This is a genomic window from Stieleria mannarensis, from assembly GCF_014154935.1.
Lineage (GTDB): Bacteria > Planctomycetota > Planctomycetia > Pirellulales > Pirellulaceae > Stieleria > Stieleria mannarensis.
Map to the genome: position 1 here is coordinate 191,744 of NZ_JACEHH010000009.1, position 17,045 is coordinate 208,788.

Below are 17,045 nucleotides of genomic sequence, written 5' to 3' on the forward strand. Positions count from 1 at the left end.
CCGCGAGGTGTCGACCAATAAGGACCGTCGGAAGAATAAGTGGGATAGGCTTCCAGCCTGTCATGGCGAAAAAGACAGGCTGGAAGCCTATCCCACAATCAATCCCCGCCACTTATTCTTCCGACCGTCCTAAGCTCCCGTCTCACGTTCTGCCTTTCTGGAAATCAACATGACGCTTCATCCGCAAGCCCAAGCCTTCGTCGACACTTTGGCGGAAACGGATTCCCCGACATGGGAAGAGCTGGGCGTGGCGAAGGCTCGCGAGGTCTTTGAGACGTTCGAAGAGATGTGCGGCGAGGGTCCGGATTTGACGCGAGTCGAAGACCACACGATGCCGTGCGGCTTGCGGATTCGTTTGTATTGTGATCGCTCGGAGACCGTCCCGGTGACGATGTTTTTTCACGGCGGCGGTTGGGTGCTCGGCAATCTGCGGACGCACGACGCGTTGTGCCGCCGGTTGGCAAAAGCATCCGGGTGTGCGGTCGTCGCGGTCGATTACCGATTGTCCCCCGAACACCCGTTTCCGATTCCGGTACAGGACTGTTACCGGGCGACTGAATACGTCGTGGAACATGCGGCGCGATTGGGCGTCGACGCAACTCGCTTGGCCGTCGCCGGTGACAGTGCCGGCGGCCACTTGGTGGCCTCGGTCGCGATCAAAGCACGGGACGAAGCGGCATTTCCGATCGCCCTGCAAGTGTTGATGTATCCGGTGATCGAGCCCAATTTCGAAACCGCATCGTATCGCCAGTACGCCGACGGGTTCGGCTTGACGCGTGACAGCATGAAATGGTTCTGGCGTCAGTTTCTCGGCGACAAGCCCGCCGCCAGAGAAGCGGTGCCCAGTCGCGCCGAATCACACTCGAATCTGCCGCCGGCATTGATCATCACGGCCCAGTATGATGTGTTGCGAGATGAAGGCGACCAGTATGCGGAGCAGCTGCGCAGTGCCGGCGTCGATGTGACCCACCGGCAACAGCAAGGCATGCTGCACGCGTTTTTGCACTTCGCCGGAATCTTTGACACCGGGATGCAAGTCGGGCACCAGGTCGGGGTTGAGATCGGCGAGCGATTGCGAGCGTAGCGGAAGCCGCCAAGGCTTTTCGGTTTCGCGGAGGCGGAGGCGGAGGCGAAACTCTTGGCGAGTTCCGCTACTTCGAACGCAAATGTCGACAGCGTTTTACAGCTCATCATCGCCGTTCATGACCGCATCCTTGATCGCCTGGACCAGCCGCGCGCGGCCGAGTCGTGCCAGGGCGTTGGCATCGACGCGAATGCCCATCGATTCGGCCAATCGGATCGCCAAGTCGACATCGCGGACCCCGTGATACTGGTTCGTCACGCCATCGTCGGTGTAGATCGTCTGCTGATCCGACTTGAACCCCGACTCGTAGGCATCGGACAGTTGCTCAATCCAGGTTTCCGGGATGCGCCGGGCACGGCAATGTTCGACGCTCCAGATGTCATCGCCGGTGCACTCGGCCAGCAGAGACAACAAGCGATGTCGTGGCACAGTGTCCATTGGTCGTCCGGTATTCATTGCTCGTCCAGCATTCGATCGATTTGTGCGGCAAGAATAAAATCGTTCTCGCTCAGGCCTCCGATCGCGTGTGTCGTCAAGACAATCTCTAGATGACGATACCCGGTCAGGTGAAGATCGGGATGGTGTTGTTGCTCTTCGGCGATTTCGGCGATCTGATTGACGCGTTTGACAGCCTTCACAAACGTCTTGCAATTCAGCTTGCGGCGGATCTGATTGGCGTCCGATTCGACCGTCCACTCGGGCGTCGCGCGGGCAAAACTCGCCGCTTGATCGGGCGTCAACTTGGGCACACCGCCTTCACAGGGAACACACTTGGATGCGGCGAGTGATTGGGACGTCGGAGTCGATGGCGTGGGGGCTGAATCGGACATGGTTCAATGCCGTGAGGGGAAGGACTTCGATTTGCTAGCAGTTCCGATGCTGATCCTCGGGTCGCTGGCGTGAAACGAGGGACGTGGACCAAGAACACGATCTTCGGCAATCTATGATTCTACACCAGCCTGGGAAGCGAGCTACCGAAGATCAACTCAACTGCCATCAGCCGATTCGCTCCCGAGTCGTCGCAGGAGTTGGGTAAGAAGATTTCGGGGATAAGAAGATGATGAAATGCCTCCTCCACTCGGTTTCACAAATTTTCCTACCTCCAAAATTTTGCTACCTCCTCACCCGGCCACGGCGTCCTGTCAGGTCGGTGAGCATCGTGGGAAGAAGGGCAGGATCATCTTTGACGTCGCTGTGCTCGGTGCGAGCTTGGGCAATCCCAGGGATCCACCTGCTGGCGAAGGCAGCTACGTTTGACCAGCGACTTGAGTCAAAAAGTCGATCTGGCGGCGGATTTGTGAAAAGACTAGGTTGCCCGTCAACGGCTTTCTGCGGATCCCGTCTGCGGTGACCATGGAATCCGGGTCGGGAATCCGAATCGGGGAGGAACCGGGTCGGGGGGATCGCAGCCGCCTACTCTTCTCTCTATCAACACGAAGGATCGTGACGATGTCTAGTGGCGAAAAAACACCGAAATCAGGTTTTCAGAAGCGATCCCAAACGCAGCGAGTGGTGCAACCGCCGCCGCCAACCCCGATCGAACTTTCCACGTCGTCGCCACGGTTTCTGATCAGCCGGATGAGTGCGATCGGCGACACGATCCTGACCTTGCCAGTGGCTTGTGCGCTGCGAGATCGGTTTCCCGGATCGAACATTTCGTGGATCGTCGAAGAGAAGTCGGCGCCGGTGGTTCGTCGTCATCCGGCCGTCGACGATTTGATCGTGCTGCCGCGAGGCTGGTTCACTTCGCCCAGCCGTATCCGCGACGCCCGTCGGCAACTCCGCGAGCTCAACTGCGATGTTTCGATCGATTGCCAGGGGATGACCAAGTCCAGTCTGGCGTGCTACCTGTCCGGCGCGGAACATCGGATCGGATACGCGGGGAAAAACGCCAGAGAGTTGAGTCGTTGGTTTTCCAACATCAAGGTCAATCCCGTGTTTCATCATCTGACCGACCGGTCGTTGGAATTGTTGATTCCGCTGGGGATTCATTCGCCATCGGTTCGCTGGGATTTGCCGATCGAAGGCCCGGCGCAGGTGTGGGCGCGGCGTTATCGCAACACGATCCCGTCCAGCCGGATCGCGATTCTGAATCCAGGAGCGACGTGGCACAGCAAACGTTGGCTGCCGGAGCGGTTTGGTGCGACCGCCCGCTACCTGTATGATCGCTACGGATACACCAGCATCGCGGTGTGGGGCACGGCATTAGATCGCGCGATGGCATTGGACATCGTTGCGACCAGCAACGGGGCAGCAATCTTGGCCCCCGAAACGGATCTCCAGCACTTGGCGGCGATGATTCAAACGGCCGACTTGTTCATCAGCAACGACACCGGTCCGTTGCACATGGCCGTGGCAGTCGGCACCAAGACGATCGGTTTGTACGGCGCGACCAAGCCGGGCGACAGCGGCCCGTACGGCCAGACCGCGATCCAAGTCGCTTATGAAACGGGGTCGGCACGCCAACGTCGCAACGCCTCCAATGCCGCGATGTGTGCGATCGGAGTCGAACACGTCTGCCAAGCGGTCGACGAGATCGAACATCAACGTCAAATGCTGGTCGCCGCGTGACGGAGCGAACCGTGATGGATCCCAGCAGCCGAGACACATCGACCAGCGTGCAAGAGTTGCGCGATCTGGTGGAACAGTTTGTCGCCGAGCGCAACTGGCATTCGTTCCACAACCCCAAAAACCTGGCGATGTCGCTGGGGATCGAAACCGGGGAATTGATGGAGCATTTTCAGTGGCTGACGTTGGACGAAGCCGCCCAGGTGCAACACGATGCGGCGAAGAAGCATGACGTCGGCGAAGAGCTGGCCGATTGTCTGGCCTATGTCTTGGCGATCGCCAACTCGATGCAGATCGATCTTAGTTCGACGCTGGCCAAGAAGATGATCCGCAACGCGGAGAAATACCCGGCGCCCTGAGGATCCCGCCGCAGCTCGGCTATCGGGTAGTGGACGAGGCGACGAGTCCATCCCCACGAACCGTCGATGGTCTAAGGGGCGGATTTGATCGTAGCGGAAGTCGCCAAGACTTTCGCAATCCGCCGGCTTTCTCCGGTGTTTGCTTGCTGCGCAAACGCCGTCTCTCCCAGGGGGAGGTCGTGCGGTTTTCGACCTTCGAAATTGCAAGAGCTAACGACTTCACCTTCCCTCTGGGAGGGTCGCGGAGGAGTGAGCGCTCGGATCGGCGAGGCGCCGCTGTGGCTCGGATCCACCCAAACACCACGAATCGACCTCCCCTCGCTGCGCTCGACCCTCCTGCCAGGAGGGTTAATTCCAAAAACCGCACGACCACTGAGGGAGAGCATCTCAAGGGGTTGCCTTATCGATGCAGTCATCGGGTCGACGTCCCGTCGGCTGAACAGAACCGCCCGGAATGACCGTCCTACATCCCGGTGCCTACCCCAGCATCCAGGCAGCTTTGTAGCGGAGGCCCAGATTCAGAATCCGCTGCAGTAGCATGGAGTATTCGATCCCGGCCCGTTCGGCCGACTCGGCAAAATCCTCGCCGTATTCCAGGTTGGGATTCGCGTTGGCCTCCAGCACATGGATTTCACCGGAATGGCTGAGCCGCAGGTCCATTCGGGCGTAGCCGCTCATGTTGAGAGCGCGGTAGACACGTTTGCAGATCTTTTGGATCTTCTCGCCCATTTCGCCATCCAAGTCGGTCGCTTCGTGCGTCGTGATGCCGTGTTTCTCCTGGTACTTGCGATTCCATTTGACCTGGCTGGTCGCGATTCGGGCGGTGTCGGAGGGCATTTTGCCGAAGTCCATTTCCCAGGGCGGAAAGGTTTGCAGGCGTTGGTTGCCGATCACGCCGACGTAGATCTCGCGGCCTTCGATGTATTGTTCGACCATGGCGTCGTCGCGGGTGTGCTCGTGGACAAAGGCGACGCGTTCGGACAACTGTTCGTCGTTCTGGACGATCGAGGCTTGGGAGATCCCGAACGAGGCGTCTTCGGAGACGGATTTGACGAACAGCGGAAACTCCAACTTCTTCGGCCGGTGGATCGTGCGTCCGTAGGGGAACACGGTGAAGCGTGGCGTCTGGATGCGGTGGTAGGTCAGGATTTTCTTGCTGAGCGCCTTGTCCTTGCTCAACAACAACCCCCGCGGGTTGCAACCGGTGTAGGGTTGTTGCATCAGTTCCAGATAGCTGATGACGGCAAAGTCGTACGTCACCACGCCGTGGAATTCTTCCAACAGCATGAACGTGATGTGCGGCTTGAAATCGCTCAACGCGGTGCGGATCGGGGCCAGGTCGTCGTAAACGCCCAGCGGAAGCACTTCGTGTCCCATCAGCCGCAGCGTGTCACAGACGTCGAATTCCGCTTTCCACGCGTCGAGTTCTTTTTCCGAGATACCTTCCAGGGTCAGGGGGGGAACATGCCCGGTGCGGACCAGCACCAATACACGCAGCTTGCTCACATCATTACCCGTCGATGACCCGAATTGAGATAATTGCTTGTTCGTAGGGCCACCAGGATCATTGCGTCACGTTTGCAAATGTCCGGAGCGGTGCCCAGCCTTAACTCTAACTCTCGACACCGCTCGATCATTTCCTGTAGCACTTGATCGACCATATACGTGTATGCGCCGGTCCAATCCGCAACGACCCTCCGAATCTCCCCACGCCAACGCGACAGCAGGGCTGCGGCGGTGGGGTTACGCCGATGGCTCCGGTCGCAGGAAAAGAGCTTGCAAAGATCTTTATCGAAGACGTTCGGATAATTCATCCCATAGTGTTCGCGTTTCCGCTGGTAATGGGTCCGCAGCGTGCGGCGAATTTGCGACAGCGGATCGACCCGCTGCTTGGATTGCACCATCGCCGGTCTGCCTTCCAAGCCGCTCATCAATTCATCGACGAAACTCAATTTTTTCAGCGCCGGCCAGTTCCGATACCGCGTCTTCCAGCGTGATTTGGGCGGCAACCAGACGGCAAAGGTCTCCGCAAAATCCTCCAATGGATGGGCCTGGGCATACCACATGTCCAAATGCAGCACGTATTCGCGGGACTGCGGCTTGGGGCTGTAAAACTCCGGGTAGGGGTCCGACGGCTTGCCGAACAACTCGCGATAGCGGGCCTTGCGACGGATCTGGAACGCCGTGTCGATCGCGTGACCGGCTTCGTGCCGCAAGATTTTCATGCACCACGTCTTGTTTCCCCCTTCGACCTCCAACAACTGTTTGCGTTCCAATCGGATCAGCCGGGGGTGTGCCAGATAGAACGGGATCGCGATGCCCGGGATTCCGTCGGGAGAAAACCAGTCATCACTGAGCCAGAAGTGCGGGCGAAAGTTCAGTCCCCGCTCGGCCAATTCGCCGTTCAATTGATCGATCCGGGCTTCCAATGGCGTCCCGACAATGGAAAGCTGTAGATCACAGATCCGCATGTCCAACAATTCTTCGTCCGACAGCGACGACAGATCTTGGGTTCTCCGTGCCATGGTTGTTGCGGTTGATGTCGTGAAATGGAAGTCCGATCGATGATCTTGGCGAGCCGCGATTGACTGCCCGCATCCGTGCATCCGACGTTACAAGATGTCCTTACCCCAAAACAATACGTTACCGATACCAAGCGACGAGTCTAACGGCCAACCGCAGTCAAAACAAACGACATGTTGCGCGTTGTTGACCGGGGCCGGACGATCGGCGATCGCAGTGATCGAGATTTGGGGCGAGCGCGCCGCCGAATCGGTCGCGACCTTCTTTCGCACCAACACAACACGTGCGATGGATGTCGGTCAAGTCCGATTCGGAGTCTGGTCGCGGCGGGCATCGTCCGATCAAGCCCGATCCGCCGGCGAATCGATCGTGGTCGTGCCGACGGCCGAACAATCTTTCGAACTGCATTGCCACGGCGGACCGGCCGCGATCCGACGAATCATCGACGACCTGTCCGAAATCGACGTCCGCCAAGTTGCACCGCGACGTTTGTCCGCCATCCCCACCGCGGCACTGCACTCGGTCGAAGACGACGTCGACCGGCGTTTGGCCGACGAGGCCTGTGACGTGCTGTCACGATGCACGACGGTCAAAACCGCGGCCATCGCCTTGGATCAAGTCCGCGGGGCGCTGCGGCAATGGCGACGACAATCCATTGGGGCACTTGCCGATCGCAGTCGTGATGCCGCGGACAGTGATGCCGCGGACAGTGATGCCGCGGACATTGCCCGGCAAGCCGAAGCAATCGCGACCGCGGGACGCATCGGAATCCGCCTGACCCAACCCTTTGACGTCGTGCTGGCCGGCCCCCCCAACGTCGGAAAGAGCAGTCTGATCAACGCGATGGTGGGCTACGATCGCAGCATCACGATGGACTTCGCCGGAACCACCCGCGACGTGCTGGATGCCGACACCGTGTTCGACGGCTGGCCGCTGCGATTGCGAGACACCGCGGGGTTGCACGCCAGCGATGACACGATCGAACAGCAGGGGATCGACCGAGCGATGCACGCGATCGCGACCGCCGATCTGGTCGTCCAAGTCAGCGCGCCGGGATTGAAATGGGATCCCACCGCGATGGATGCGATTCGACGCGTCGCTCCCGCCGTGCGGAGCTTGCAGGTGATCAATAAATCCGATTTGTCGCCGGCCGAGCCGATCGATTCGTCAAAGGATGCTCTGGCGACGGTCGCAACAACCGGCCAAGGCGTTCGCGAGCTGCTGGAAACGATGATCAGGTTGCTGGCCGCCGACACGCCACTGCCCGGGTCGCCGGTCCCGATCAATCAACGCCAAAGGGATTGGGTGGCCGAGATCGCCCGATTGGGACAACAGCCCGACGCGATGCTCGCACGCCTCACCCGCGGCGAACAACAGGGACTCGCCCTCTCGTAGCGACGCTCGATGCGAGCGTGCAGAATATCGAGGGAACCAGCTTCTGGCGAAGGTCGCGACGTGTCGTGCGATCCGCCGCGCATGGACCACGCGATCACTCGCTGGGGCGACGGGCTTCTTCCAGCATGCCGATCATTTCCGCGGTGACCAGTGAAGACGGCAGCGCGTAACTGACGACGCGTCCGGCGCGGGCGATGTTGATTCCGATGATGTTCCCCTGGCTGTCCAACAGCGGGCCGCCGCACTGGTTGGGCGCCAACACGGTGTCGTGCTGGATCACGCTGTCAAAACCGCTCAATCGGACGTTCCGCGGCCCGTTCACCTTGGCGTCATTTTCCGATTCCATCAACAACGCCTGGTCGCACATCAGAGCGTCTAGCTCCAACGTGTTTTCACCACGCTTGATCGTCAATCGGACGACATCGCCGGGATACATCTTGCCCAGCGTGGTGATGGCCGATTGTGAACCGAGCAATTGGCGACCGTTGATTTTCAAAATTCGATCACCGTCCTGCAGCCCGGCGTTGTCGGCACCGCTTTCGGGGTGGACACGGCGAACCATCGCCGGACCCGACGGGGCGTCGTAAAAGTTGACACCCAGTCGACCTTGGTGGGCGACGTAGCGAGCGGGGACGCCCAGGACGCCGATCCCGATCGTGAATCCGTCGCGGCCGGGAGAGACCAGGAAACTTCCCGTGGGCGGATCGACGGTGCTGAACGTCGCCGGTTTGATGTTCCAGTTCGCTTCGTCCCCGCCGTGAAGTTTCAGCAGCGCCAGATCGTTGGATTTTCGTCGGGCGGCCACACGGGCGTCGACTTTTTGACCGTTGGGCAAGCGAACCGAAACCGGTTCGCCACCGCTTAATTCGCTCCGCTTGGTCAGGATGTAGCCGTCCTCGGAGACCACCGTTCCGAGCGCGACGACGTCGCCGCCGGAATAAACTTGCACGACCGATTGTTCCACCATTTCCGATAGCGGCCGGACCAGACGCATCATCGCACCGCTGTCCCGCGAGGCGATCGAACTCTGGTAACGCCCGTGGCCCATCCAGTGCGGCGTCGACTGGGCAAACACCGCCGGGGCGAATCCGGCGGCCGACAGGACCATCGACACCAGCGCAGTCAAAACGAAAGCTGACGGACAGCGTTTTGAAAACCTGGCGATCGGTTGTTGATTCATGGCGACAATCAATAAAGGAGAACAAGAACTAGCTTATGCGATTTTTTCGGCCGAGCCAATTTTCCGGAGCCAGCGACTCGCTTGAAACTCGTCCAACGTCGTGATCGACGTTCGTTTGTTTGGGCCTCACCCCGACCTGCCGATTTCGATGACCAAGCGGACCGTGGCGTTCCCCCGCTGGACCAAAACGGAGACGCGTTCGCCGGGCATGGTGTCGGCCACGGCGTCGACCAATGACTGGAAATCGGTGATCGGCTTGGTGCCGAATTTGATCACGATGTCGCCGGCCAACATCCCGCCGGCTTCGGCCGCCATGCCCGGTTTGACGGCGATGATCTCGGCGACCTTGGTGGACCGGTTTCCCGAAACACCCAGCGTGGGTTTGAAATTCGGCAGAAACCCCCAGGCCTCGCCGAGCGCCATCCGGTCCCATGAATAATCGTAGTGGTCGATCGGCACGTGCAAGTTGTCGGCCACGTCATTACCGATCCGGCTGTGCACGGCGATCAATTCGCCGGCAAAGTTGAACAGCGGTCCGCCGCTGTCGCCCCCGATCAGGGCACAATCGGTGCGGATCACGTCCGGACGGACTTCCAGCATCCTGCCGACGCGGATCACCGCCCCGCGCGAGGGATCGTACCCGCCGGGATGCCCCATCGCGATGCACCACATCCCGGGAACCAAGTTGTCGCTGGTCCCTAGGCTGGCATGTGGCCAAGGTTCGCCGCCGTTCTGCCCGGGATCGATGCGAATCAACCCCGCATCGACTTCGCGGTTCATCCCCAACGTGGTCGCGGCGACCTGTCGACCGTCCGACAGCGTCACGATCGCTTTCAATTTGGGCCGCATGGCGACGTGGGCGGCGGTGATGATAAAACCGGTGTCCGAGACGATCACGCCGCAACCCTGGGCGGGACCGATTTTGACGCTGACGGTACACTTGCTGGCCCGCTCGGCGACGCGCCGCTGTTGTTTTTCCATCAGCCGCAGGATTTCCAGCGATTGGGGAACTCCGCCGCGACGGTGAATCGGTTCCAGATCGATCGGCAAACTGACGCGTGTTCCGGCCGAATCGGTCGCCCCACGGCCGTTCGAATCGCCACCTGACGGACCCTGGACCGCGGACGGATCCTGGACAAAAGAATTTTCGCGAATCGCCGGGACATCGCGATCGCCCGTCGTGGCGTCATCGGCAAAGGCCAAGGCCGGTACGATCGCGAACATCACGACCAACCAGCGAGTGTGAGAAACCGGAGGACTGGCCCAACGTCGACCGCCCCGTTGACCGCCCAACGGAGCTCCCGCCCTTGCCATGGATTCGATTTGCTGGCCCTGGTTCAAAACAGACTCCTCGTTTCATCGGCCGCACTTGAAAGACCCGCGTCCCATTGTAGCCTCAACCCCAGAATTTTGACAAAGTCACGGAAAAAGCCGGAATGAACGACAATACGGATGTTTTAGTGGTCGGCGCAGGCTACTTGGGCCAACTCGTCGCCAAACTGTCGGTGGCGACGGCGGCGGGTTCGAGCGCGAAAGTCTACGCGACGACGCGTCATCAAAACCGCTTCACGGAGCTTGCCGACAACGGATTTCATCCGATCCGTTTCGATTGGACCGATCAGGGGACCTTTCCAAATCTCCCTTTGCAGCACGTGTCCGCCGCGCCACGCGTGCTGGTCGCGGTCAGCTACGACCGCAACAGCCCGCGGGACCGTTACCAGTCGCAAGTCGGGGGGCTGCGAAATCTGTTGCGGGTTCTGCCGGCCGACGCAAGGCTGTGTTACATCAGCACGACCGGCGTGTACCACCAGAGCGACGGCCGCTGGGTCGACGAAACCTCGCCGACGCACCCGACGCGGTTGGGCGGCCGCGTGCATCTGCAAGCCGAAGCGTTGCTGCACGCGCTGCGTCCGGTGGCCCCCTGGGCGGTGCTGCGGCTGGCCGGCATCTATGGCCCCGGACGCGTGCCACGCGTCGCCGACGTCATCGCCGGTCGCCCGATTGCATCGCCGGAGACCGGATTTTTGAATTTGATCCATGTCCACGATGCCGCTCGGGCGGTGTTGGCGGCCTGGGAAACGATGGCGACGACGGCCGCGTCCCCGGTCGTTTCCATGCAATCACGGTTGTACGCGGTCAGCGACGATGTGCCGGTCGTGCGGGGAGATTTCTATCGCGAAATCGCTCGCCGCTGTGGCGCACCGGCGCCCCGCTTTGTCGCCCCCCCGGCCGACGCCCCGGACCGGATGCGGAGTGACAGCAATAAACGCGTATGGAATCGAAAACTGCGCCGCGAGCTGTTACCGGCGTTGGACTTCCCAGACTACCGCTGCGGGCTGGCGGATGTCTTACGGCCCCCCGTAGAATGACGTGTCCACGACATCTGATCCCCACACCGAACGCATGATTCAGCGAACCCCTATCTTTCCCGGCATCCTTGAACTGAACTTCCAAGCCCGCGAAGTCCTCGGTTGCAATGTTTATTTGATCTACGACGAAGACGAATGGGCGCTCGTCGACATCGGCTACGAAGAAACCGTCGACGATTTTGTCGAAATCATTCGCAAGCTCGATTTCCCCCTGTCGCGATGCAAGACGTTGATCGCCACCCATGCCGACGTCGATCACATCCAAGGGTTGGCGAAACTCAAGTCGCTGTTGAAAACCACCGTGACGGCCCACCCCAATGCCGTGCGACCGCTGGCCGAAGGCGACACGCTGTGGACGCTGGCCGAAATCGAAGCGCAAAACTTGAAAATGGACATGCCCAAGGTCGAGGTGGAACACCAGGTGACCGACGGCGACGTGATCAAAATCGGAAACCTGGACGTCGAAGTCTGGCACACCCCCGGCCACACCAACAGCCAACTCGCCTTCCGAATCGGCGACGTGCTGCTGAGCGGGGACAATATTTATCGCGACGGATGCATCGGCGCGATCGACGCCCACCACGGCAGCGATATCAAAGCCTTCCTCGCCTCGCTGCGCAGGATCCGCGACAGCGACGTCAAATGGCTGGCACCAAGCCACGGGCCGATCTTTGCCAACGACAAGGACTTCATGAACAAGACCATCGATCGCGTCAGCGGCTATCTGAAAATGGCCGACTTCGGAACCCTCGCCGACTCTTGGCCCCTGATGGACGAGTGGGACGATGAAGTCGCCGCCGGAAAACTGCCCGAAGGCCTGGGCTGAGCGGCCGTGGGATAGGCTTCCAGGTTGTCATGTCCGCATCGACAGGCTGGAAGCCTGTCCCACATTCCGCCTACGCCTCGCGAACGAACCGAAACACCGCCTCGCCCGGATCGACGCGCTCAACGATGCCATCGATCGCGTCGATTTGGGCACAGCGACCGATATCCGCTTGATACCCGGCTTCGATCAGGTTGCGTCCACCGAGCGACAGCGCCAAGGTTTCCTCAAGCGATCGCGCCGGCGTTTGAGACTGCCGCCAGGTGCTCCATGCGATGCGGGCTGAATCATCCAGGTGATCGGCCGGTTCGCTCGGCCCGTCCCCGCATTCATTCAATCGGTCGATGATCACACCGGCCAACAGGACGTCTTCATAACTGATCTGGCCATTGGTCCCGGCACAAACGATTTGCAGATGCGGTTCGGATTCAACCGCGGCCACGGTGGCAGCGAGGTTCAAAAACGAAGCGGCCAAAAGACGGCGCGAGCGCATCGCGGCCTGGATCGCCCTCGTCCCGTTGGTCGTCGTCAGCACGATGTCGCGGCCGGCGACGCGATCGGGGGTGTATTCGGCCGGCGAATTGCCGAGATCGAATCCATCGATCGGCTTGCAGTGGCGTTCGCCACACAGAAGCGGACGTTCGGTCGCCGGATCGGCCAAGTTGCTGTCGGCACGTCCGCTGTCTGACGGGGCGGCGATTTCGAAAGCGGCGTGGATGTTCTCGCACGTGATCATTCGCTTCGCCCCGGACACCCCCGCCGTCGCCATCACGCTGGTCGCGCGCAACACGTCGATGATGATCGAACACGCCTGATGCAATTCGCACTCCGGCGACAGTCCGGACGGCGTCAGTGCGACGGAAATTGTTCGACTCATTAAACCATCCGCATGGATTTCCAGCGGCCTCCCAGGAATCGTGTGGTCATCGTGATCGCCAACGCCCAAATCCAAATCGTGATCACCCACCACCACCATGTCAGCGAGGAACGACCGGGATCAAACGCGATCCCAGCGGCGATCGACAGCGTGCTGGTCGCCGCGCCGGCGGCGAGCACAAACCAAGTGTCTCCGGCACCCTTGAGTGCCGCGCTGAAAATCAATTGCACCGCGTCGACCAAGACGTACGACGCGACAAACCCCAGCAATCCGCCGGCCAGCAAGATCGCTTGACGAGAATCCTCGTCCGGCGTTCCCAAACCATACAGCGACAGCATCCAGTCCCCCGCGACCAGGTAGGCGATCGCCCAGACACCGGAATAGACCAGCGCGATCAACAACGACGCCAACGACGTTCGCACGGCAAAGGCGGGACCGTTTTGAAGCAGGTGCCGTCCCACCAGCACCGACGCGGCGATCGCGATCCCGACCAGCGGGATGAACGCGACCATGTTGAAATTGATCGCCATCGTCGTCGCACGCAGCGGCACATCGCCCAACTGGCCGATCCTCAAAATGATGATCGTGAACGCGCCGGCCTCGGTCAGATACATCAACCCGCTGGGCAGACTGTAGTACAAAAAGTTGCGTAGCATCGGCATGTCCAGGCCGAACCCACCGCGCATCCGATAGCGGCTCTCCAGCCCCGGTCGACTGAGCAACCAGCTGTAACAAACGACTTTGAACCAAAACGCGATCACGCTGCCGATCGCGGCCCCGGCGATGCCCATGGCCGGCAGTCCTGCCCAGCCAAAGATCCCAGACCAGCCAAAGATCAACACGACGTCCAGGACCACGTTCAGCAGCCCGCTGGCGACCGATACCCACATGATCACCGACGTGCGTTCGGTGCCGCTGAAAAAACCACTCAGCGCCGACTCGATCACCAGCCCCAACCCGCCCAGCATCAACCAACGCATGTACGTCGCCTCGGCCGCAATCAATTCCTCCGGTTGCCCGGTCAGGCGAAACAGCGAATCGGCGCCCAGGAAGGCGACGACAAAAAACGGGACGGTCATCAGCGACAACCAGATCGATTGCCACAGCAGACGCCCGACTTTCTCGCTCTCACCGTTGCCGATCAGCTGACCGATCACGGCCCCGGTCATCGCGGCGGCCCCGATCGGCACACAGACCACGACCCAAAACAGATTGCCGCCAGCCATCGACGCGCTCATCGAAGCCCCGTCATAGAACATCAACAGCGTCCGATCGGCAAACAGCACGATCGACATCATGCCGGCGCTGATCATCAGTGGCACCGCGACGCGGAGCACTTCGACGGCCGCCTGGGCCAAATTCGTCGGCACCGGTAATTCGTCCGCGGCCCCCGTAAGCTGAGCCAGATCCGCGGGTTGGCCCAAATCGTGACGCCCGCCAGAGATTTCCGACATCAGAACGTCACGCAAACCGATCCGAGGGCATCCGCGAGACGACCGCCGCGATCACCACCCCGGCGATCAAACCGCCCAGGTGCGCCCCGTTGGCGATGCGCTCGACATAGAAGATGCAAAACACCAACCAGCCCAGCATGATCGCGACGTTGGACGGCATCATGCGGACCGGATACGAGGGCGAAAGGGCCGGCCGAATCCACAGGTAACCGAACAGCCCATAGACGGCCCCCGATGCCCCGATCGAAAACGGCGAACCGGCCAATCCGGCCAAAAAGTCCGGCAACGCCTCCTCCGGCGGCAGCCAAATCTGCACCAGACCGCCAAAGATTCCGCTGGCCAACAGTAAAAACGCCATGAACCACGAGCCTTGCAGCCGCTCGATCGCCGATCCCAAAAAGAAAATTCCCAGCATGTTGAACGCCAAGTGGTACGTGTCTCCGTGCAAAAACAGCGGCGTCACCAGCCGCCACACCTGGCCCTTCTTGATCGACGCCAAGGGGTCGTTGTTGATCACGTAATCGCGCCAATCGACAAAGGACAGACCATAAAAGATGGTTTCCTCGGTCGAAAGTTCGCCCGGAACTTGGGAGGGCTTGGGTTGGCCGAATCCGGTCGAAAAACTGGCGATCACCGACAGGATCACCATCGCGATCACCACCGGAATCGTCTGCTGCCGCGTCGGCACGCCCAGCATCCCGCCTGCTCCGCCGGCCGCGGGTGACTTCGGATTGACCTTTTGCTGCAATCGTTTTTTGCGTTTTTCGTCCGACTGTCGTTGCTTGCGAATCCGTTCCGCCTCCTCACCGACACGGTACTTTTCGTCCGTCGGCGCCTGCAAAAACGCCTCCAGTTCCTGTTTGGCCCGCGGGACGTGCGATTCGTCACGAATCCACAAATTGCAGGTTTTGGCAGCCGCCACGCCGTCCGGGCCAGGGGCGTCTTCGATGTCGACGTTGCATTCGATCGAAAGAGTGAACAAAAAGTCCGCAAAGCGTCGCGCGAGGTCAGGATCCGTCAAAGTGCCGATTCGGCGCATGCAATTGTCACAGATAGGTGGAAAAAACGGCCGCAATTCGGGGTGTCATGCGGCCCGGGCGGACTGCGGCGGGCCGCACCGACTTGCCACAGAGACCTGCCGCAGAGACTTGCCGACAGGGGCGGTCTACCCGATACTATGACGGTTAGTCAGTTTTGCCGCCATGCGGTCCACAAAATAGTCACCGGCGGATCGGCCCCTTTCGGTCGTTCGTCTTCCATTCCGACCGGTGATCTGACTAAATAGAATGACAACGCGTGGCCCGATCGCGGTCGCGTTGGATGTTGCAGATTGATTCGTCCTCCAAATACCAGGTGACGCCCCGATGGCAGTCAAATTGAGTGAGAGAGCGGCCCAAGAGGTCCAAAGATTCCGTACCGAACACAACTTCGGCGAAGAGATGGTCCTGCGGATCGGTGTCGCCGGCGGCGGATGCAGTGGATTCAACTACACGCTCAACTTCGACGACAGCTACGACGAAAAAGCCGATTCGAAGTACGAGTGCCACGGTGTGGAAGTCGTCGTCGACAAAAAAAGTGCCCTGTACTTGGACGGAACCACCGTCGATTGGTACGAAAGCCTGGAAAAACAGGGATTTACGTTCGAAAACCCGAACGCCGTGAAAACCTGCGGCTGCGGAAGCTCCTTCCAAGCCTAGACCAACCGAGCGATCCGCTGGGAATCCTCGCGAAATCAATGATTTGGCTGATTCGCGTCTACCAGACCCGAATCAGCCCGTTGTTCCCCCCACGCTGCCGTTTTACACCGACGTGCAGCCAATATGCGGTCGAAGCGATCCGCAACCGCGGCCCGCTGGCCGGTCTGTTCTGGACCGTGCTGCGAATTCTGAAGTGTCACCCCTGGCACCCCGGCGGTCACGACCCGCCGCCGAAGTGACCCCGTAGCGGAAGCCGCCAAGGCCTTCGGGTTCCCGTTTCGCAACGCCCGGCGCGAAACTCTCCGCGAATTCCGCTACGCTGGTGCCCTCTCACCCGGTCGGCTTCCCCGAGCTGAAAAAAATTCCCTTTTCTACCTGAACTTGCGTGCGTTTGGACGACACAATCCGCCCTTGAAGATGGCACGTCGTGATGGCGGATCTGAGGAATCGCGTCGGCACAACACCACGCAGCCCTCGCCGGGTCGGCTGCCGGCCCCCCGTTCGTTCGTTTTTCTGGAACAAACCTCGGCTTTTGCACGTCCAAGACCGGGGTGTGAAACGGTAGCGGTTGTGCCGGATTTTCTCAGTCCACCCCGCCCTGCGTGCCGAATGGCCCCAGAGACGGTTCTGAGGTGTTGAAATCTCATGATCCGTGATTGTCCTGGGTGTCTGCAAAGCGTTTCCCCATCAATCGCCCATTTGCCCTTCACCGAAGC

Annotated in this window: 17 protein-coding genes; 8 read left to right on the forward strand and 9 right to left on the reverse strand. The window is 60.3% G+C overall.

Features of this window, described 5'->3' with window-relative positions:
- Positions 1 to 169: 169 nt before the first annotated feature.
- Complete coding sequence (locus tag H1B37_RS08660; protein ID WP_182866230.1) at positions 170 to 1,084, forward strand: alpha/beta hydrolase; 915 nt, start codon at positions 170 to 172, stop codon at positions 1,082 to 1,084.
- A gap of 96 nt (positions 1,085 to 1,180) precedes the next feature.
- On the opposite strand, the gene H1B37_RS08665 is transcribed toward H1B37_RS08660, so the two are convergent.
- Both H1B37_RS08665 and H1B37_RS08670 read right to left on the reverse strand, forming a co-directional pair.
- Complete coding sequence (locus H1B37_RS08665) at positions 1,181 to 1,522, reverse strand: hypothetical protein (RefSeq protein ID WP_182866231.1); 342 nt, start codon at positions 1,520 to 1,522, stop codon at positions 1,181 to 1,183.
- Between the two features lie 14 nt (positions 1,523 to 1,536).
- Positions 1,537 to 1,914 carry a 4a-hydroxytetrahydrobiopterin dehydratase gene (locus H1B37_RS08670; RefSeq protein ID WP_182866232.1) on the reverse strand — a complete coding sequence of 126 codons (378 nt, stop codon included), beginning with the start codon at positions 1,912 to 1,914 and terminating at the stop codon, positions 1,537 to 1,539.
- Between the two features lie 619 nt (positions 1,915 to 2,533).
- Between H1B37_RS08670 and H1B37_RS08675 the strand changes: the two genes are divergently transcribed.
- Positions 2,534 to 3,655, forward strand: coding sequence for a glycosyltransferase family 9 protein (locus H1B37_RS08675; protein WP_286177539.1), 1,122 nt, complete (start codon positions 2,534 to 2,536; stop codon positions 3,653 to 3,655).
- 14 nt (positions 3,656 to 3,669) lie between these two features.
- On the forward strand, positions 3,670 to 4,011 hold the full coding sequence (locus H1B37_RS08680) for a nucleotide pyrophosphohydrolase (protein ID WP_182866233.1): 342 nt from the start codon (positions 3,670 to 3,672) through the stop codon (positions 4,009 to 4,011).
- Positions 4,012 to 4,488: 477 nt separating this feature from the next.
- On the opposite strand, the gene H1B37_RS08685 is transcribed toward H1B37_RS08680, so the two are convergent.
- On the reverse strand, positions 4,489 to 5,517 hold the full coding sequence (locus H1B37_RS08685) for a D-alanine--D-alanine ligase family protein (RefSeq protein ID WP_182866234.1): 1,029 nt from the start codon (positions 5,515 to 5,517) through the stop codon (positions 4,489 to 4,491).
- Positions 5,514 to 6,536, reverse strand: coding sequence for a putative zinc-binding metallopeptidase (locus H1B37_RS08690; RefSeq protein ID WP_182866235.1), 1,023 nt, complete (start codon positions 6,534 to 6,536; stop codon positions 5,514 to 5,516). The genes H1B37_RS08685 and H1B37_RS08690 overlap by 4 nt, the downstream gene beginning before the upstream one ends.
- A 94-nt stretch (positions 6,537 to 6,630) precedes the next feature.
- Between H1B37_RS08690 and H1B37_RS08695 the strand changes: the two genes are divergently transcribed.
- Entirely contained in the window at positions 6,631 to 7,929 is a 1,299-nt protein-coding gene (locus H1B37_RS08695; RefSeq protein WP_182866236.1) for a GTPase, read from the forward strand.
- Between the two features lie 94 nt (positions 7,930 to 8,023).
- Here the strand turns inward: H1B37_RS08695 and H1B37_RS08700 are convergent, their stop codons facing one another.
- On the reverse strand, positions 8,024 to 9,109 hold the full coding sequence (locus H1B37_RS08700) for a trypsin-like peptidase domain-containing protein (protein WP_286177540.1): 1,086 nt from the start codon (positions 9,107 to 9,109) through the stop codon (positions 8,024 to 8,026).
- Between the two features lie 126 nt (positions 9,110 to 9,235).
- Positions 9,236 to 10,333 carry a S1C family serine protease gene (locus tag H1B37_RS08705; RefSeq protein ID WP_286177541.1) on the reverse strand — a complete coding sequence of 366 codons (1,098 nt, stop codon included), beginning with the start codon at positions 10,331 to 10,333 and terminating at the stop codon, positions 9,236 to 9,238.
- A gap of 212 nt (positions 10,334 to 10,545) precedes the next feature.
- Here H1B37_RS08705 and H1B37_RS08710 point away from each other — a divergent pair, with 212 nt between their 5' ends.
- Both H1B37_RS08710 and H1B37_RS08715 read left to right on the forward strand, forming a co-directional pair.
- Complete coding sequence (locus tag H1B37_RS08710; protein ID WP_182866238.1) at positions 10,546 to 11,478, forward strand: NAD-dependent epimerase/dehydratase family protein; 933 nt, start codon at positions 10,546 to 10,548, stop codon at positions 11,476 to 11,478.
- Between the two features lie 34 nt (positions 11,479 to 11,512).
- On the forward strand, positions 11,513 to 12,304 hold the full coding sequence (locus tag H1B37_RS08715; protein ID WP_182866267.1) for an MBL fold metallo-hydrolase: 792 nt from the start codon (positions 11,513 to 11,515) through the stop codon (positions 12,302 to 12,304).
- 70 nt (positions 12,305 to 12,374) lie between these two features.
- On the opposite strand, the gene H1B37_RS08720 is transcribed toward H1B37_RS08715, so the two are convergent.
- Genes H1B37_RS08720 through H1B37_RS08730 form a run of 3 tightly spaced genes read right to left on the reverse strand, consistent with a single transcriptional unit; the run spans position 12,375 to position 15,671 of the window.
- Positions 12,375 to 13,178, reverse strand: a complete 804-nt coding sequence (locus H1B37_RS08720; protein WP_182866239.1) for a 2-phosphosulfolactate phosphatase — start codon at positions 13,176 to 13,178, stop codon at positions 12,375 to 12,377.
- Positions 13,178 to 14,632: an MATE family efflux transporter gene (locus H1B37_RS08725; RefSeq protein ID WP_182866240.1), complete on the reverse strand. Its 1,455-nt coding sequence runs from the start codon at positions 14,630 to 14,632 to the stop codon at positions 13,178 to 13,180. The genes H1B37_RS08720 and H1B37_RS08725 overlap by 1 nt, the downstream gene beginning before the upstream one ends.
- Positions 14,633 to 14,639: 7 nt before the next feature.
- Entirely contained in the window at positions 14,640 to 15,671 is a 1,032-nt protein-coding gene (locus tag H1B37_RS08730; protein WP_286177542.1) for a rhomboid family intramembrane serine protease, read from the reverse strand.
- Positions 15,672 to 15,996: 325 nt separating this feature from the next.
- Between H1B37_RS08730 and H1B37_RS08735 the strand changes: the two genes are divergently transcribed.
- On the forward strand, positions 15,997 to 16,329 hold the full coding sequence (locus H1B37_RS08735) for a HesB/IscA family protein (protein ID WP_147870270.1): 333 nt from the start codon (positions 15,997 to 15,999) through the stop codon (positions 16,327 to 16,329).
- A gap of 38 nt (positions 16,330 to 16,367) precedes the next feature.
- Positions 16,368 to 16,568 (forward strand): membrane protein insertion efficiency factor YidD, encoded by a 201-nt coding sequence (yidD, locus tag H1B37_RS08740; RefSeq protein ID WP_182866242.1) that lies wholly within the window; start codon positions 16,368 to 16,370, stop codon positions 16,566 to 16,568.
- Positions 16,569 to 17,045: the final 477 nt, after the last annotated feature.